Source organism: Lactobacillus xujianguonis (genome assembly GCF_004009905.1).
GTDB lineage: Bacteria > Bacillota > Bacilli > Lactobacillales > Lactobacillaceae > Lactobacillus > Lactobacillus xujianguonis.
The window spans coordinates 16336-34121 of the sequence record NZ_ML136882.1 but is presented as its reverse complement, the minus strand read 5'-3'; the positions used below and the strand labels follow the sequence as shown (position 1 = coordinate 34121).

At 39.0% G+C, this 17786-nt stretch carries 18 protein-coding genes and 1 pseudogene; 7 read left to right on the top strand and 12 right to left on the bottom strand.

What is annotated here, in order from left to right:
- Positions 1 to 48 precede the first annotated feature (48 nt).
- Positions 49 to 1020, top strand: coding sequence for an L-lactate dehydrogenase (locus EJK17_RS06160; protein WP_103660860.1), 972 nt, complete (start codon positions 49 to 51; stop codon positions 1018 to 1020).
- A gap of 164 nt (positions 1021 to 1184) precedes the next feature.
- The gene (gene cbpA / locus EJK17_RS06155; RefSeq protein WP_103660861.1) at positions 1185 to 1889 is read left to right on the top strand and encodes a cyclic di-AMP binding protein CbpA; all 705 of its coding nucleotides are present in this window, start codon (positions 1185 to 1187) and stop codon (positions 1887 to 1889) included.
- Between the two features lie 78 nt (positions 1890 to 1967).
- Here cbpA and alr read toward each other — a convergent pair whose 3' ends face one another.
- The 9 genes and pseudogenes from alr to EJK17_RS06110 all read right to left on the bottom strand — a co-directional run bounded on the left by alr (position 1968) and on the right by EJK17_RS06110 (position 12571).
- On the bottom strand, positions 1968 to 3098 hold the full coding sequence (gene alr / locus EJK17_RS06150) for an alanine racemase (RefSeq protein ID WP_103660862.1): 1131 nt from the start codon (positions 3096 to 3098) through the stop codon (positions 1968 to 1970).
- Positions 3098 to 3454, bottom strand: a complete 357-nt coding sequence (gene acpS, locus EJK17_RS06145) for a holo-ACP synthase (RefSeq protein WP_103660863.1) — start codon at positions 3452 to 3454, stop codon at positions 3098 to 3100. The genes alr and acpS overlap by 1 nt, the downstream gene beginning before the upstream one ends.
- A gap of 78 nt (positions 3455 to 3532) precedes the next feature.
- Entirely contained in the window at positions 3533 to 5023 is a 1491-nt protein-coding gene (gene cshA, locus EJK17_RS06140; RefSeq protein WP_103660864.1) for a degradosome RNA helicase CshA, read from the bottom strand.
- A gap of 16 nt (positions 5024 to 5039) precedes the next feature.
- The gene (locus EJK17_RS06135) at positions 5040 to 6407 is read right to left on the bottom strand and encodes a UDP-N-acetylmuramoyl-tripeptide--D-alanyl-D-alanine ligase (RefSeq protein WP_103660865.1); all 1368 of its coding nucleotides are present in this window, start codon (positions 6405 to 6407) and stop codon (positions 5040 to 5042) included.
- A 126-nt stretch (positions 6408 to 6533) separates the two neighbouring features.
- Positions 6534 to 6779 (bottom strand): type B 50S ribosomal protein L31, encoded by a 246-nt coding sequence (locus EJK17_RS06130; protein ID WP_103660866.1) that lies wholly within the window; start codon positions 6777 to 6779, stop codon positions 6534 to 6536.
- 99 nt (positions 6780 to 6878) lie between these two features.
- Positions 6879 to 8474, bottom strand: coding sequence for an APC family permease (locus EJK17_RS06125; RefSeq protein WP_103660867.1), 1596 nt, complete (start codon positions 8472 to 8474; stop codon positions 6879 to 6881).
- A gap of 110 nt (positions 8475 to 8584) precedes the next feature.
- Positions 8585 to 9823, bottom strand: a pseudogene (gene glyA / locus EJK17_RS06120) (serine hydroxymethyltransferase).
- Between the two features lie 221 nt (positions 9824 to 10044).
- Positions 10045 to 10794 (bottom strand): PAS domain-containing protein, encoded by a 750-nt coding sequence (locus EJK17_RS06115; protein ID WP_103660868.1) that lies wholly within the window; start codon positions 10792 to 10794, stop codon positions 10045 to 10047.
- Positions 10795 to 10963: 169 nt separating this feature from the next.
- Positions 10964 to 12571 carry an ATP-binding cassette domain-containing protein gene (locus EJK17_RS06110; RefSeq protein ID WP_103660869.1) on the bottom strand — a complete coding sequence of 536 codons (1608 nt, stop codon included), beginning with the start codon at positions 12569 to 12571 and terminating at the stop codon, positions 10964 to 10966.
- Between the two features lie 159 nt (positions 12572 to 12730).
- On the opposite strand from EJK17_RS06110, the gene EJK17_RS06105 reads away from it, so the two are divergent.
- From EJK17_RS06105 to EJK17_RS06095, 3 genes are all read left to right on the top strand, one after another.
- Positions 12731 to 13660, top strand: coding sequence for a prolyl aminopeptidase (locus tag EJK17_RS06105; protein ID WP_103660870.1), 930 nt, complete (start codon positions 12731 to 12733; stop codon positions 13658 to 13660).
- Between the two features lie 109 nt (positions 13661 to 13769).
- Positions 13770 to 14303 carry a PepSY domain-containing protein gene (locus tag EJK17_RS06100; RefSeq protein WP_103660871.1) on the top strand — a complete coding sequence of 178 codons (534 nt, stop codon included), beginning with the start codon at positions 13770 to 13772 and terminating at the stop codon, positions 14301 to 14303.
- A 27-nt stretch (positions 14304 to 14330) separates the two neighbouring features.
- Positions 14331 to 14957 (top strand): PepSY domain-containing protein, encoded by a 627-nt coding sequence (locus tag EJK17_RS06095; RefSeq protein WP_103660872.1) that lies wholly within the window; start codon positions 14331 to 14333, stop codon positions 14955 to 14957.
- A 49-nt stretch (positions 14958 to 15006) separates the two neighbouring features.
- On the opposite strand, the gene EJK17_RS06090 is transcribed toward EJK17_RS06095, so the two are convergent.
- Together EJK17_RS06090 and EJK17_RS06085 are read right to left on the bottom strand one after the other, a co-directional pair.
- Positions 15007 to 15522 (bottom strand): GNAT family N-acetyltransferase, encoded by a 516-nt coding sequence (locus EJK17_RS06090; protein WP_103660873.1) that lies wholly within the window; start codon positions 15520 to 15522, stop codon positions 15007 to 15009.
- A complete protein-coding gene (locus tag EJK17_RS06085; RefSeq protein WP_127796283.1) occupies positions 15522 to 15977 on the bottom strand; it encodes a MarR family winged helix-turn-helix transcriptional regulator in 456 nt (151 codons plus the stop codon). The genes EJK17_RS06090 and EJK17_RS06085 overlap by 1 nt, the downstream gene beginning before the upstream one ends.
- A gap of 110 nt (positions 15978 to 16087) precedes the next feature.
- Here EJK17_RS06085 and EJK17_RS06080 point away from each other — a divergent pair, with 110 nt between their 5' ends.
- Positions 16088 to 16480, top strand: a complete 393-nt coding sequence (locus EJK17_RS06080) for a DUF1304 domain-containing protein (protein WP_103660875.1) — start codon at positions 16088 to 16090, stop codon at positions 16478 to 16480.
- Positions 16481 to 16563: 83 nt separating this feature from the next.
- Positions 16564 to 17154: a PepSY domain-containing protein gene (locus EJK17_RS06075; RefSeq protein ID WP_103660876.1), complete on the top strand. Its 591-nt coding sequence runs from the start codon at positions 16564 to 16566 to the stop codon at positions 17152 to 17154.
- Positions 17155 to 17195: 41 nt separating this feature from the next.
- Here EJK17_RS06075 and efp read toward each other — a convergent pair whose 3' ends face one another.
- A complete protein-coding gene (gene efp / locus EJK17_RS06070; protein WP_103660877.1) occupies positions 17196 to 17771 on the bottom strand; it encodes an elongation factor P in 576 nt (191 codons plus the stop codon).
- Between the last annotated feature and the right edge of the window lie 15 nt (positions 17772 to 17786).

Here is a 17786-nt window from a genome sequence, read left to right as displayed (position 1 = left end):
ATGCAATTGTTAAATAAATCACAACATATAAAAGGAGATTTTTTATTTATGGCAAGAGAAGAAAAACCTCGTAAAGTTATTTTAGTTGGTGACGGTGCTGTAGGTTCTACTTACGCATTTTCATTAGTTCAACAAGGTATCGCTGAAGAAGTTGGTATCGTTGATATCGTTAAGGAACGTACTGAAGGTGACGCTATCGACTTGGGCGATGCTACCCCTTGGACTTTCCCAAAGCACATCTACTCAACTGACTACTCAGACGCTAAAGACGCTGACATGGTTGTAATTACTGCCGGTGCTCCACAAAAGCCAGGTGAAAGTCGTCTTGACCTTGTTAACAAGAACTTGAAGATCTTATCATCAATCGTTGAACCAGTTGTTGAATCTGGTTTTGATGGTATCTTCTTAGTAATCGCTAACCCAGTTGACATCTTGACTCACGCAACTTGGAAGATGTCAGGCTTCCCTAAGGATCGGGTTATCGGTTCAGGTACTTCACTTGACTCTGGTCGTCTTCAAAAAGTTATCGGCCAAATGGAAGGCGTTGACCCACGTTCAGTTAATGCTTACATGCTTGGTGAACACGGTGATACTGAATTTCCAGTATGGAGCTACAACAATGTTGGTGGTGTGAAGGTTTCTGACTGGCTTAAGGCTCACAACATGCCTGAATCTAAGCTTGAAGACATGCACCAAGAAGTTAAGAACATGGCTTACGACATCATTAACAAGAAGGGTGCTACCTTCTACGGTATCGGTACTGCTGCTGCCTTCATTACTAAGGCAATTTTGAACGATGAACACCGTGTTCTTCCACTTTCAGTACCAATGGATGGTCAATATGGTTTACACGACCTTCATATCGGTACTCCTGCTGTTGTTGGTCGCAAGGGTCTTGAACAAATTATCGAAATGCCTTTGACTGACAAAGAACAAGAATTGATGACTGCTTCAGCTGATCAATTGAAGAAGGTTATGGACAAGGCCTTCAAGGAAACTGGCGTTAAGGTTCGTCAATAATCCTGAATTTTAATAAAAAAGCATCTTCTTTACAGAAGGTGCTTTTTTATTGGCTCAACTATTGCTAAAATAAAGAGAGTATTCATTACAGTTTAATTAAGATTTAATTTAGGCAATATTTATGCTATAATTATGACAATATTTTCGTATATGGAGGCAGGCCGATGCTGATCAAATCTTTAGTTCTTAAAAAAGATTACCTGACAACAGTGAATGAAAAAGCAACTTTGGAAGAAGCTTTGAAGATCCTTGAAGACTCAGGTTTTAGATGTGTGCCAATTCTTGATGATACTGGCACAATTTTCCGGGGAAACATTTATAAGATGCACATTTACCGTCATAAATCCCAAGGCGGTGATATGAGTCTTCCTGTAACTTACTTATTGAAGAATGCGACTAAGACCATTAAGGTTAACTCACCATTTTTCAAAGTCTTCTTCAACATTAAGGACTTACCTTACATTTCTGTCCTTGATGAAGATAATAAGTTCTACGGAATTTTAACTCACGCTAGCTTATTAAGAATGTTATCTGATGCTTGGAACATTAAGAATGGTTCCTACGTTTTAACGGTTTTATCTGATAACGGTCGTGGTAACTTAGTTAAAATGTCTAAGATTATTTCTAAATACACCAATATGGCTAGTGTCATGACTTTGGATGCCGCTGCTGGTGAACTAGGTGGTGACTTTGTTAGAAGAACTTTGTTCACCTTGCCTGCCGGTGTATCCGACACAACCATGAAAACAGTTGTGGATAAGTTGCAAAGAAAAGGCTACGTTGTAGCTGAAATTGAAGACTTACAAGCCGGAATTACAATCATGAGTGATGAAAATCCTGGTGTCTTCATTAACGATCCACAAGAATAACAAAAGTGGTCAGAAACACTAATTCTAGAATAGAATGTACAAAAAAGTCTGGGGAAAAATCATTTTTCCCCAGACTTTTTATTCTTCATAATATTCTCTTGGCAAGCGATCACTTAATAAACAAGCAACTTCGTAGTGAATGGTATCCACATAATCAGCTGCAGCTTTAATGTTATTTGGAGCAACAGGATCATCAGAAATTAACACTACTTTCGTGCCTACTGGCATCTTTTTAGGCATCTTCACCATAAATTGATCCATGCAGACCCGACCAACGATTGGGCAATATTCATCGCCCACTTTAACCTTGAAGCCTTGGAACTTTCTAATCCAGCCATCGGCGTAGCCAACTGGCACCGTCCCGATAATAGTATCTTCATCCGCTACAAAGGTCGAACCATAACCAACTCCATCGCCGAGATGAATTGTCTTTACATGGGTTAATTCACTGACAAAAGACAAGGCTGGCTTGAGTAGAATTCCTGATTTTAAATCAGGACTATTGGGATTAGAAGATGGATTCAAACCGTAAATACCGATCCCAAAACGAACAATGTCGCTGTGGATATCTTTATTAAAAATGCTTGCAGCGGTGTTATCCACATGAATCCACTTAGGTTTAACAGTTAATAAACTCTCCATGTGCTTGAACTTAGCTACTTGGTGCTTGAAGTAAGTATCATCACTACTGTCGGCAGAAGCAAAGTGCGCAAACATCCCTTCCACGAAGAAATGAGAATCGTTTTCTAAGAAGTGATTAGCAGCAATGAATTCCTCATCTTCATTGAAGCCAATCCGTCCCATGCCTGAATCAATCCCTAAGTGAATCTTTAATTGTAAGTTTTCTTTTTCTAAAAACTTTTCTGCTTCTTTAAGCCAGTCTAAATTAGGTACAGTCAAAGAAATGTCGTTGACTGCGGCTAATGGAGCATACTCAGGTGAAACTACCCCTAAGACCAAAATTGGTTTTACTACGTCAGCTTGCCTTAATTCTAAAGCTTCATCTAAAATAGCAACACAGAAGCCGTCAACTCCAACTTCTTCTGCGGCTTTAGCCACTGCTACTGCTCCATGGCCATAAGCATTAGCTTTGACCACAGCAAACAATTTTTGTCCTGGCAGCAAATGCTTTTTTTCATTACTAATATTTGCTTTAATTGCACCCAAATTAACCCGGACTACAGCTGGGCGGTGAATACCTGCAATCATTATTTATCCTCCAACACTACTAAGGTAATAATTTCGTGATTATCATGTGTGATGCTTGAAAATATCTTGCCATCATATACTTTGGCAGTTGTTACCGGATGACCAAATTCATCCCACAAGGTTTCCACATCTTGAAAAACAACATACTTTCCAAGACCGGTTCCCATTGCTTTAGAAAAGGATTCTTTTAGTGAAAAACGACCGCCTAAATACTCAACTTGCCGCTTCCCTTTCATCTTCTTATACTGGGCAAATTCATTAGGTGTCAAAACCTTTTTAGCAAAACTATCCCCGCGGTCTACAATCTTTTTGACCCGGTCAACTTCAACACTATCAATTCCAATTCCTTTGATCATCGATTCATCTCACACAAGAAAACATTATAGTACAAAAAAGGAGCTGCAAATTTACAACTCACTAATTAATGAAAAAAATTAATCTTTTTTATTCTTAATCACGAAATCATGACCATTTCCACGGCCGCGATGACCACGGTCATTTCTGCGGCCACCTTCACGGCGCTTGCCACCATGACGGTAGTTCTTCTTGCCATGGTCAAAATGACGCCGGTTACCACCACGACGATGCCGACGGCCATCGCCCTTGAATGGTAATGGCTTTTCGGGAGTAATCTTAACCTTAATGGCAGTTGAATCTTTAGCTAGATTCTTCAAAAAGGCAGACACTAAATCTAAGGCAGAGTAATTCTCCAACAATTCATTAGCGTCATCTTCGTATTTACTTAAGTCTCCCTTGAGCAAATCTTCAATTTGTTCACGCGCTTGCTTTAATTGACCACGTAAAGCCTGGTCATCTGTTGGTGGACGAAGCGGACTCATCTTTTTCTTAGTCAATTGTTCAATGGTCCGCATATAACCAATTTCATTTGGCGTAACGAAAGTAACTGAAATTCCGTTTTGTCCGGCACGACCGGTACGGCCAATGCGGTGGACATAAGAGTCAGGATCTTGCGGAATATCGTAGTTATAAACATGAGTTACGCCAGAAATATCAAGCCCACGCGCAGCCACATCTGTTGCAACTAAGATATCTAACTTACCAGCTCTAAACCGCTTCAAGACTGCCATCCGGCGTGCTTGTGACAAGTCACCATGAATACCGGCAGCATTATAACCGCGAGCTTGTAAACCATGAGTCAATTCATCAACCCGGCGCTTAGTCCGCCCAAAGACTAAGGCTAAATCTGGACCTTGAACGTCAATTAAACGGCACATAATGTCAAACTTCTCGGATTCTTTTGCTCGAACAAAGTATTGATCAATCAAGTCAGCAGTTAATTCCTTGGCCTTAATCCGCACGATTTCTGGATCATTCATGAACTTTTCACCAATGTGCAAAATTGGCTTGGGCATTGTTGCACTAAAGAGCAAGGTTTGCTTGCGGTTCTTAGCATAATTCAAAATACTTTCAATATCTTGAATAAAGCCCATATCAAGCATTTCGTCTGCTTCATCAAGGACAACGGTCTTCACTTCATCAAGATTAATGGTTTTACGTTTTAAGTGATCAAGTAAACGTCCTGGGGTACCAACCAAGATGGCAGGCACATGATGCTTCAATGATCGAATCTGGCGGCCAATATCAGCTCCGCCGTACACTACTTGCACATGGGCCTTTTCTTCTCTGCCCAAGCGGAACAACTCTTCTTGCGTTTGAATAGCCAATTCTCGCGTTGGTTCAATCACGACCGCTTGAATCGAGTTGTGCTGCTTTTCCAGTTGTTGTAATAAAGGTAAACCAAAAGCAGCAGTCTTACCTGTTCCAGTTTGAGCTTGACCAATTACATCTTTACCAGCTAAAGCAAGCGGGATTGTTTCAGCTTGAATTGGAGTTGCTTCTTCAAATCCTGATCTCTTGATTGCTTTCAGTAACGCTTCGTTTAATCCTAATTCCGTAAATTTCACTAAAATTTTTCTCCTATTATCTAAGTCGATCGACGACTTTTTCCAGATGCATCCCGTGTGAACCCTTTAAGACCACAATATCATCTGGCTTAATATCATTCTTCAAGTCATCAATCATGTGTTGCATATGATCTTGATCATAATAATGCAAATGTGCTTGATCATACTTGTCTTCTAAGGAATTGTACAAGTTCTTCATTTCACTACCAAACAAGTAAACTTCATTAATTACTTGTGGGGCTAAGGTATCGGCTAAGCCGCGGTGAAGTTCAGCTGACTTCTTGCCCAATTCCAGCATATCGCCAAGAACTGCAATTCGGCGACCACCATTTGGCATTTCAATTTGACCAAAACTAGTCAGAACTGCCCGTACAGCCGTTGGGTTAGAGTTATACACATCACTCATGATGTCTTCGCCCACATCACCTTTTTCCCATTCCATCCGGTTAGCAGTTGGGGTAAAGTTAGCCAAAGAAACAGCAATTTCTTCATCACTTTCACCAAAATGACGACCCACACTTAAAGCGGCCATGGCGTTAGAAACATTGTGTTTACCGATCATTGGAATGGCGAAAGTTTGCTCTGAATTATTAACCGTAAAAGTAGCATGATGTTTATAACTTCTAAAGGCAGTAGCATAAACCGTATCATTATCTTTAAAACCAAAAGTCGCCTTAGCTTGCTCAATCTTCTTAGCTCTTTCGGCAAGTAATGGTTCATCCCCGTTATAAATGAATTCTCCATCTTCGCGCAAGAAGTCGGTAATTTCCATCTTGGCATCAGCAATCTTATCGCGCGTGCCAAAGAATTCAATGTGAGCTTCACCGATCATCGTAATCACAGCAACGTCGGGATGAGTTAATTCACTTAAATGATGAAGTTGTCCTGGACGATCCATACCCATTTCTAAAACCAAGATTTCAGTATTAGGTTTCATTTCCAAAATGGTCATTGGCACTCCAATTTCGTTATTGAAATTAGCTTGCGTCTTATGAACATTGAATCGTTTAGATAAAACTGCCGCTACCATGTCCTTGGTTGTAGTCTTACCGTTAGAACCGGTAATGCCCACTACGGTTGGATTAACCTTGCGCAAGTAATAGTGCGCTAAAGTTTGCATTGCAGTTAAGGGATCCTCAACTTCTAAAACTGCGATATCATCTGGCTTATTAGGGTGGCCCTTTTGCCATAAAGTAGCTGAAGCACCATTATTTACTGCACTTGCAATAAAATCATGTCCGTCACGTTCACCAGCAAGTGGTACAAATAGCCCACCACTAGTGATCTTACGTGAATCAAAAGCTACCGATGTAATTTCAATCTTGTCATTGCCTTCACATGTAGTATCTAAAGCTTTAGCAATTTCAGCCAATTGCATTTTCATTTATTCTTTGCTCCCATAAACAAAATTTATCCAGCAACCATTATACGTTCTTTGTCTTCATCTGCCAATGGATCAATACAAAAAGAAGCAGCCCCAATGGGACTGCTTCCACTAGATTCGTTGGTATTACTTGTTCAAGCCGTACTTCTTGTTGAACTTTTCGATTCGACCATCTGCTTGAGCAAACTTTTGCTTGCCAGTGTAGAATGGGTGAGAATCTGAAGTAACTTCAACACGGATTAATGGGTAAGTGTTACCTTCGTAATCTACAGTTTCGTTTGACTTCATAGTTGAACCTGCCAAGAACTTAGCACCAGTTGCTGAGTCCATGAATACAACTTTTTGATAGTCTGGATGAATACCTTGTTTCATAATCTATTTCTCCTTTTGCCATGATCATCTTTCAGATCATAGATTAATCGATTAACGTTAATTAGAATACCATCTTCAAGGGAATTTTTCAAGTTGTTTTTAATCACTTACTCGACTATTCACCTTGGCCGCATAGGGATCGACCTCTTTTAAGCTAGATTTAATTCCCCAGTAGAAAAAAAGCAAGGAACAAATCGTAATTACCACGAAATCCCAAGGGTATTTGAGCCAATCTTGTCCGCCAAAGCCGCGGCTGCCGCAATAAGAAATAACTGTCATAAAGACCAGATAAATAATCAGCCACCAAGCATGCTGCAGTTGCTCTTTTAAATTGGAATTTTGATACTTAATTTCATAATAAAGATAAACAGGTAAGCCTAAAGCAATAACTAAAATCACTTGCACCGTCGTTGGCCACATCGACCAGTAAATTGCTAGACTGGTTAACACAAAAGACACTGGCGCTAAAACTTTCATATAGCCTGGACCAAAAGGCCGCTTAAGTTTAGGATTAGTTTTTCTTAAAGCAATAACGGTCACTGGGCCAGTCAAATAAGCAATTAAAGTCGCAGCTGCAATGACCGTTGCCAGTAAGTTCCAATTGCGGAAGACACTAACTAAGATGACTGCTAAGAAAAAGTCCACCACCATCGCAAAACGCGGAATCAAGTACTTTTGATTTAATCGACCAAGCCACTGCGGTAAGCGCTTAGTATGCGTCATCGCTGCTAAGGCCCGTGAAGCAGTCGCCACAAAAGCTACACCGGTTCCAAATGGAGAGACAAAGGCATCCAGATAAAGCAAAATTACTAACCAATTAATGCCTAAAATAATAGCAATATCTGCAAATGGTGAGTTAAAGTCAATTCCGCGCCAGCCTACTTTAGCCAGTTGACTTGGTTCAATGGCCCCGATGAAGGTTACTTGCAATAAAATATAAATTGCTGCGGTAATAAGCATCGAAATTAACACGCCACGAACAATATTCTTACGCGGATTCTTCAGTTCCCCACCCATGTTAATAATTGTTTGGAAAGCATCATAGGACATGATGATCCCGGAAATTGAAGTTGCTTCAAAAATTGATCGCGTACCGTAAGGCATGAATTCATGTAAGTTACTGCCAAAATTTTTAACATGAAAACCACTACAGATCAAAGTAATGATCGTTAAAGTTGGCAATAAAATTTTAAAAACGGAGATCAGGTTCGTAAAGTGCGTCATCAGTTTGACCGACCAATAATTGATCAGCGTGAAAATTAGCATAAAGATAAAGACGGTAAGTAAACCTTGATTAGTGATATTTCCGTCATGCATTAAATTCTTTGTCCAATTTGCCCACTTCCAGGGCCAAGAAGACATATATTGTACAGCTGCTACAGCTTCCATCGGCACTAAAGTAATTAACGAAATCCAATTTGCCCAAGCTGCAATAAAGCCGAGTAAGGGGCCATGACTATATTGCGCATAGCGGCTCATCCCACCACTTTCAGGGAACATGGTTCCTAGTTCAATATAATTAAGCGCAATGACAATAATAATTACCGCCCCAATGATCCATGAAATAATGGCTGCTGGACCAGCAATTTTAGCAGCTGAGCCGGAGCCAAATAACCAGCCTGAACCAATCAGCGAATTCAAGGCCAACATTACGGCAGAAAAAAGCCCAATCTGATGTAGTTTTTTCTGTTTCATCTTTTCTTCTCATTCCTTCAATAAACTTAACCTATTATAACAAAAGTAAAATAAGTGTTCAGAAGCTAAGAAAAAAGCTTGGAAATTTTTTCCAAGCTTCCACTTACTATTTATTCAATTGGATGCTTTTTCGTCAAAGCTGCGACCTCTTTTTTAGCTTTCTCTAAAGCCGTTGGGTCATCTGCATGATTCAAAACGTTGCTGATAATTTGAGCGATCTTGCGACAATCATTTTCATCAAAGCCGCGACTAGTAATGGCTGGCGTTCCCAACCGTAAGCCACTAGTAATAAACGGACTGCGCTTATCACCTGGAATTGATTCCTTATTCGTGGTAATGTTCACGGAATCAAGCAAGTTCTGCCCTTCTTTACCAGTAATGTCAGTTGCTGTTAAGTCAATGATCATTAAGTGATTATCGGTTCCGCCAGAAACGCCACGAATATTGTTATCTTCTTTGGTAAATTCATCAGCCATGGCTGCCGCATTCTTCACCACTTGGGCAATATAAGTTGTAAATTGTGGTTGTAAATCTTCATAGAAAGCTTGGGCCTTAGCGGCAATTACGTGTTCCAAAGGACCACCTTGTGTACCAGGGAAAACAGCAGAATTGATCTTCTTACCTAATTCTAAGTTGTTCGATAAAATCATCCCGCCTCGTGGACCTCTTAAAGTCTTATGAGTTGTAGTTGTCACCACATCCGGCATATGGCAAAGGTGTTGGGTGAGCCCCAGTTGCCACTAAACCGGCAATGTGCGCCATATCCACCATTAAATAAGCACCTACGTCATCAGCAATTGCTCTGAAGGCCTCCCAGTCAATCACTCGGCTGTAAGCAGAAGCCCCAGCAATGATTAATTGTGGCTTGATTTCTTCTGCAGTCTTGCGAATAGCGTCGTAATCTAATTCTTCAGTATCTGGGTTCAGATCATAGCTGTATGAACGGAAAACTTTCCCTGAAAAGTTAACTTTAGCTCCGTGAGTCAAGTGACCACCGGCATCCATACCCATGCCTAAAATTTTATCACCTGGTTTCAGTAGAGCATTATAAACGGCCATGTTAGCTTGTGAACCAGAGTGGGGTTGGACGTTAGCGTATTACAGTTAAACAATTTTTTAGCGTAATCGATCGCCAATTGTTCAACTTGATCAATATATTGACAACCACCGTAGTAACGCTTGCCAGGATAACCTTCCGCATATTTATTAGTTAAGATGGATCCTTGAGCTGCGCGGACAGCGTCAGACACGATATTTTCTGAAGCAATTAATTCAATGGTTTCTTCTTGTCTTTTTTCTTCATTGTCAATTGCTTGCCATAAGGCTGGTGATTTTTCTGCATATTTCATTAATAAAAGCCCCCTTACTCAAAAACGCTTGCATAATAAGTTAATTATACTACGCTTTACCAAAACACAGTGTAATAAGGAACATGATAAAACTACTATTATTTATAATTGACTTCATTTAGAAAAAGGTTATGTTGTCCTTAACTAAGCATAATAGAAGAAAAAAGTTCCTGAAAACTGATTTCAGGAACTTCTTTTTTAATTATTTTTTCGATTCAATATTAATGGTGAGAAGCACCAGTAGTGGTATCTGGCTTTTCTTCCTTCTTTTCTTCTTCAGCAGCTGCTGCCTTAGTTGAAGCACCAGTTGCTGCATCTGGATCAGAATTACGACGGTAAGTTGCACCAGTAGTTGCGTCTTCATCAACTACTAACTTTTGACCAGTTGTTTCGCAGAAGTACTTAACAAGTGGGTAAAGGTCTTGGACCCATTCATAAATCCCAATGTAATTGCCCTTGTCGTCTTCAACCCGCTTGTAGTAGTGAAGAACTAATTCCTTCAAGTTACCGGTTGGCACTGGCATGTAAACTTCATCGTGGCCGCCTTCTTTAGTGCGAAGAGTGTGCACAACCTTCTTAGCATTAGGAATAACATCACGGACATCTGGGTGAATGGCCTTCATTGTGTCCCCAACTTGGTCTGGAGTCCGCTTAGCTTTCATCTTAGCATTTGGATCCTTTGGACGGTTGTACCACAAGAATTGGTTATTATCATCAACAAAAGTCAATTCACCAATGGTATTTTGTAACATCCAGTTAAGTTGGTTAACGGTTAACAAACCTGAATCAAGCTTAACGTAGTCATCACCTTCTGCAGCGTTAACTTTCTTGGCTGCCTTATCAAGCCAATCTGGATCATTCTTGTCGATGCCATCAACAGTTGTACCAGCAACTGACTTACCAGCTGCATCGAAATCTTCTTTAATGTATTCGTCACGGTTCATTTCTTGTAACCATTTTGGTTCTGCCATAAGAATCTCTCCCTCGATTTGAATTAACTCAATGTCTCAACAGATATTATTATACTCTGAAAACGCTTTTACGGCAAGCAAAAATATATTATTTTTAATACTATTTATTATAAATCAATATATTTATTTATATAAAAAGAAGCAAAAACTTATCTTTGCTTCTTTTCTTTTAATTCATATTAGTTTCAATTGTCCGTTTATCAAGATGAACAATCTTATTGAACATTGCTTTTTCTTCAGGTGAAATTTTGTGCGCTACTTCAATCACCGCAATCTTGGGATTCTTGAGTAAGGTCTCATGAATGGCTAGTGACAAACTAGGATCAAGTGCACTAGTTGCTTCATCAGCTAATAAAATTGGCCGCCCAGATAAGAGAGCTCGGGCAATTTCCACTCGCTGAATTTGTCCACCTGACAGGCCATTTCCATCTTCACCAATATTGCGATCTAAACCTTGCTCGGCTACTAATTCTTCTAGCCCAGCTTCATGAATGACTTCCTTTAATTTTTCATCAGTCACTTGCCGGCCTAAAGTGATATTAAAGCGTAAGGTATCATCGAACATAAATGGTTTTTGATTAACATACGAATAGTAATTATGGGCAGCTTCCCAATTTCCAGTGACTTCATTCCCATTTAAAAGAATTTGTCCTGTTTTGGGCTTTTTCAATCCTAAAATGAGCTTAAGCAAAGTGGTCTTGCCCCAACCACTAGGTGCCATTAACAATACCTTTTCTCCAGGCTTAACAGTTAAACTGACATCTTCAAAGATCTTCTTGTGATCATGATGAGTAACATAAGTTAAACCCTTAATTTCCATTCCGCTAAATTCGCCAATCTTAGCCTTCTTATATTGAGCATGATAATTAAGCGCCTTAACTGTCTTTTGCCACATTGGGACTGTTGATTTAACTTGGTTAAACTCGTTAAACAAAGTCACAACTGGCGTAATAAAGTTCATTGCTAAATCAACCATCATGACTAAAGTCCCCACTTTAAGCTGACCCTGCATCATTAAAATTCCGCCAATTGTACATGGCACGATGAAGCAGAATAATTCTGCGGCAGAATAGATTAATTCAAGTGACCAGGCTTGTGTTAAGGACATATTCCGTAAGGCCGTTTCCATTCGTTGAGCTGCCCCTACGGCTCTAGTCACAATATTGGAACGAACATTATAAAGTTTAGCTGATTGAGCCCCATTTAAAGAATCCGAAACGTTTTGCGTATAAACTGCATTGGTATTAGCCCAAATATTAGACTTGCGCGTAATAATTGGACTGGTAATAATTTGAACAAATGCTGGAGCAATCATTGCCACGATAAAAACAATAGTCATTTGCCAAGAAGAATAAAAAGCAAAAGCTAATGAGCCAACAAAAGTCAGCCCCTGCAGAATCATATCTAGCTGGGCATTAACTCGATTAGTTTCAATCTGCTTCAAATCATTGGTCATCAGTGAAAGACCATTCTTGATATCACTTGCGCCTTGATCAACCAAATAAGTTAAATTTGCCTTTTTAAAAGTCACATTGACATCACGAATAATCCCCATTTTCACAGTTTCATAAATAAAATTACTCGTCATAAAACCTAGCTGTCCAACTGCAGTCAAGAGAGCTAGTCTAATCAAATGCCAATAATCATGTGATCCTGAAGAAGCGACATTTAACATGATCTGAATCATATAAGCCACAAATACAACATTGCAGGCTTTAATAGCCGCTAAGATTGCAAAAATGATAACTCGGCTTTTTTTGGCGTACTTTAAACTCATTCTCGTCCCCCATGGTATTTTTTCCCATTATACGCGTAAGATCCTGCATTTCTCAAACTTTAATTAAAAATTTGAAGAGAATTTTAACTTTTTCTAAATTTCAACGCTGGTGGTAAAATTAACTTAACCTTGATTTTTTAATCATGAAAGGAATAAATAATGAAAACTGGAACTAAAATCATTACTTTAGACAACAGTTACCATCTTTGGACTAACACCCAAGGTGAAGGTGACATTCATTTACTCGCTCTTCACGGTGGTCCTGGCGGTAACCATGAATACTGGGAAGACACAGCAGAACAACTTAAAAAGCAGGGGCTTAATGTCCAAGTTACGATGTACGACCAACTGGGTTCTCTTTATTCAGACCAACCTGACTACTCTGACCCTGAAGTTGCTAAGAAATATTTGACTTACGAATACTTTTTAGATGAAGTTGACGAAGTTCGTGAAAAACTCGGCCTTGATAATTTCTATCTCATCGGTCAATCTTGGGGTGGACTCTTAGTTCAAGAATATGCCGTTAAATATGGTCAACACTTAAAGGGTGCAATCATTTCATCAATGGTCGATGAAATCGATGAATACGTTGCTTCAGTTAATAGAAGAAGACAAGAAGTTCTGCCACAGACTGAGATCGACTTCATGCACGAATGTGAAAAGAACAACGATTATGACAACAAGCGTTACCAAGATGACGTGCAAATTTTGAACATCAACTTTGTCGACCGCAAGCAACCTTCTAAACTTTACCACTTGAAGGATATTGGTGGCAGCGCTGTTTACCACGCCTTCCAAGGTGACAATGAATTTGTTATCACTGGTAAGTTAAAGGATTGGCACTTCAGAGATCAATTGAAGAATATCAAGGTTCCTACTTTGCTGACCTTCGGTGAAAATGAAACGATGCCGATTTCTACTGCTAAGATCATGCAAAAGGAAATTCCAAACTCACGCTTAGTAACTACACCAGATGGCGGTCACCACCACATGGTCGATAACCCAGCTGTGTACTACAAGCACTTAGCTGACTTCATTCGTGAAGTTGAAAATGGCACTTTTAAAGGTGAATATAATTATTATGAATAGTTTAAGATCACGCATCTTAAACTATTTTTTTGTTAGTAAAGTGTGCAATTTTGTTATAATATAGTTATCAATTTATGACAGATTTTTCTATTTAAGAAAGGTGATATAGATGCAAAAATCAATGATTAAGCGGCTTGCCGCTACTGGTGTTGTCTTATTAGGACTTGGTGGAACTGGTGCAGTAATTGCTCAAAGTCCTGCTATTACTGTTCAAGCAACTAGCATTAAAGTTTCTCAAAGTGCGGTAGTTAAGAAATTCACCAAGAAGTTCAAGGATGCTAAGATTGAATCAATTAGCTTAGAAAAAGAAAATGGCCGCTACGTTTACGAAATTGATGGCTTTACTAAAAGTAAAGAACATTCAATGAAAATTAACGCCAGCTCTGGGAAAGTAATTCGGACCGAAAGTGAAAAGTTAGACGATCACAAGAAGAGCTTAAACTTAAAGAAGACCATTTCTCGTTCAACCGCAACTAAAATTGCCCAAAAACGGGCTAAGGGTGCCAAAGCAACTGAATGGACTTTAGACCGTGAAGGCAATAAGAGTGTTTGGGACATTACCCTTAAGAAGGGTCACAAAGAATACGAAGTCCAAGTTAATGCTTTAACTAAAAAAGTAATTAAAGTTGAAGTTGACGACTAATTTTTTAAGAAAGACTGAGATATAGATATGAAAAAGACCAAGACGATTAAACTAGTTAGTACTGCTGCTTTAGCTGCAATGCTTTGCTTAGGAGCAACTGCTTGTTCTAATAAAGAAAGTAGCCATGAAACAACCACCCAATCCAGCAAACAATCAAGTGCTGAAAAGCGGACTGATAAAGTGGTTGGCGAAAACAAAACTAAGTTAAAGACGGTTGATATTAAGGTAAGTCAAACTGAAGCTTTAAACAAGTTTGAACAAAAATTTGGCAAAATCCAAATCAAGAGCATCGACTTAAAGCCATATGGCAACAGCTACGTTTACGAAATTGATGGCTTTAGTAAAGAGCAAGAGCATACTGCTGAAATTGACGCTCACACTGGCAAAATCACCCACTCTCATTCTGAGCACTTAGACTTAGACGATCGTCATGAAAAAGGCATCGACTTAAATGGTGTAATCAGCCGGCAAGAAGCAAGTAAAATTGCGGAAAAACATGCTCATGGTACTAGCAAGGAATGGAACCTAGAAGAAGACAACGGCAAAACTTACTGGGACGTCAAAGTTTCTGATGGGACTAAGTCACATGATGTTAAAATTGATGCACATTCTAAGCAAGTCGTTGAAACTGAACATGATGATGACGACGATTAAGTAAATTAGGTAAAAAAGCCTGGGAAAAATATTTTTCCCAGGTTTTTTGTTATAACTTTTTTACCAATAAAAAATCAGTCTGCGGATCACTGCCCACTTGGAAAGTGTGCTCACTCACTCGCTTAAAACCGTCTTTAGCATAAAATTTCTGTGCCACCAGATTATGTTCATATACGCCCAGCCACATATAATCGTAATGTTCTTCCCGGGCAATTTTTTCAGCTAGTTTAATCAATACTAATCCCAAGCCTTGATGTTGGAACCTCTGGCGCAAATAAATTCGTTCAACTTCTAAGGCATTTGGCTTTAAATCTTCGGTCTGTGCAGCCCCGATATTTAACTTCAAATACCCTGCCACTTCACCTTGCACCATTAAGAAAAAGAAACGACTATTAGGATTATTGATCTCCCGCAGCAATTTTGCAGTTTCATAATCTTCTTTCAAAAAACGGGCCATATCATCAGGAGCGGTATATTCATCAAAGGTTGTTTTAAAAGTCTCCCGACTAATCTTTTGTAATTCAGCTACATCTGCTGGTTTAACTTGTTTAATCGTATAATCCATTAGTATTCCCTCTTTCCACCATTTTTGACAAACAGCCAATTTTCACTCACATTATTTTCGACTTTTTGTAGCAACTCTTTTAACATTAGTTGCTCTTTTTCATTTAAACCACTTAATGCCATTTGGTTAGAGTAACGATTTTCATGTTCAATCACGTCTGCCAAAGTTTCGCCTTTGGCCGTTAAAAATAAGTGGCGAATTTTTTTATTCTCAAGATCACTCTCTTTTCGGATCAAACCATGCTTAATCAATTTTTGGATACTCCGGGCTGCCGTTGAGCGATCGACACTGAGCATTCTAGCTAAATGATCTGAAATAATGTCCGGATTTTCTGAAATACGTACTAGGTATAAATATTGCCCCCGATTAAGAGCCAAATCTTTAAACTCAATATTAGCAATCGAATCTAGTGCCCGAGCAATTGTGCCAATCTGGCGTAATACATCTTCCTTCATGATTCACCTCATAGACAAAATTATAGTGATTATTGTTGCAAACGCAACATAACTTTACAAATAATTTTTCTCGCTTATAATTAACCATTATTATTTTTTGGAGGAAGATTATGGAAGCAAATCCAATTTTAGGTTTAGATTTAATTAGTTTAATTGTCGTTATTATCGTTGCTCTTGAGCACATTGGTATTGGGCTATTTGAAATTTTCGGTCGCGACGACAGACAAGCAAAGGCTTTTGATATGCCACGCTCTTTCACTAGTCAAGCACCGGCTAAAACAGCTTTAGCCAACCAAGGAATTTACAATTTGATGCTGGGCATTTTAATTTTCGCGTGCATCTTTTTACTCTTTCCGCATCCTGTTGCCCTAGTAATTGTCTTACGTTTATTAATGATTTACATTATGATCGTGGCTATCTTTGGCGGAATTACTGCTACCAAAAAGATTTTACTAATTCAACTGGCACCTGCCTTGATAGCTCTAATTTTATTGTTCTTTTAACTAAAAAGCATAAAAATATCTTTTATCAGACTTTATCCATATAATTGACTGTAAAAATACAATAGAAAGATATAGATAAAGCAATGAAAAAGATAATTACGTACACTGGCGTTTTACTAGTAGGAATTGGGCTGGGCAGTAGCAGTAGTATTTACCTAATGCACAAAAATAAACCTGTTCAGCATTTTTCCTTCAGCAAGAAAAATAATTCTGAACCTGCTACGCCACTGGCTGCGACCAACACTCCTGCCCTTAAAATTAGTCAAACTAAGGCAATTACCTATTTTCACCGTCTTTATAGCCAAGCAAAATTAACTGCCATTAGTTTAAAAATCGAAAATAATAGTTACATTTACGAGATTTCTGGCTTTGATGAACAAAAGGATTGCAATATCCGCATTGATGCGACTAATGACAAAATTATTGGTCAATCGACTTTGCGCCTAGAATACCTCAATGATGATATTAATGAATTAAACTTAAAGAAACTTATTTCTCGGCAAACAGCTAGTCAATTAGCAGTTAAAGCCGCAAATGGTGGACAAGCGCAAGAATGGCAATTAGAATATGATACTAATTATGATGAACCAATTTGGACAGTCACGCTTGTTAAAGATAATGAAGTTCAAACGCTCCGCATTAATGCGGTCACAAAAGAAATTTTAGATAAATGAAAAATCCTGGAAAGCCAAGCTTTCCAGGATTTTTTTATTTTTTATCTAGGTTGACTATCAGCACGTGACTTGTAGTCCCCATTTTCCGTACCGATAATTAACTTTTCGCCTTCCTTAATGAAGTCAGGCACTTGCACAACTAAACCAGTTTCCATTGTAGCTGGCTTACCACCACCGGCTACTGTGGCACCTTTAATTTCTGGTTGAGTTTCCTTAACGGTCATCGCAACTGTTGATGGTAATTCAATCCCGATCAAGTCAGTGCCATCCGCAAATTCCAGCTGTACTTCAATATTAGGCATTAAGTAATACTTGTCATCGCCAATTTCATCGGCAGGAACTTCATATTGTTCATAAGTTTCCGAATCCATAAAGGTGTAAAGGTCACCTTCACTATAAAGATAGTGTGCACTCTTCTTAGTTAAATCAACTAAGTCCACCTTTTCAGTTGGACGCATTGTCTTGTGCACAACCGCGCCACTCTTAACATCACGCAAATCCATTTGCATAACGGTGTTACCCTTACCAGGCTTGTGGTGGTTAGCCTTTAGCACTTTAATTAACTTACCATCTTTGGTAAAGACCATACCCTTTTTTAATTTAATTGCTTCTACCATTCAGTTTTTTCTCCT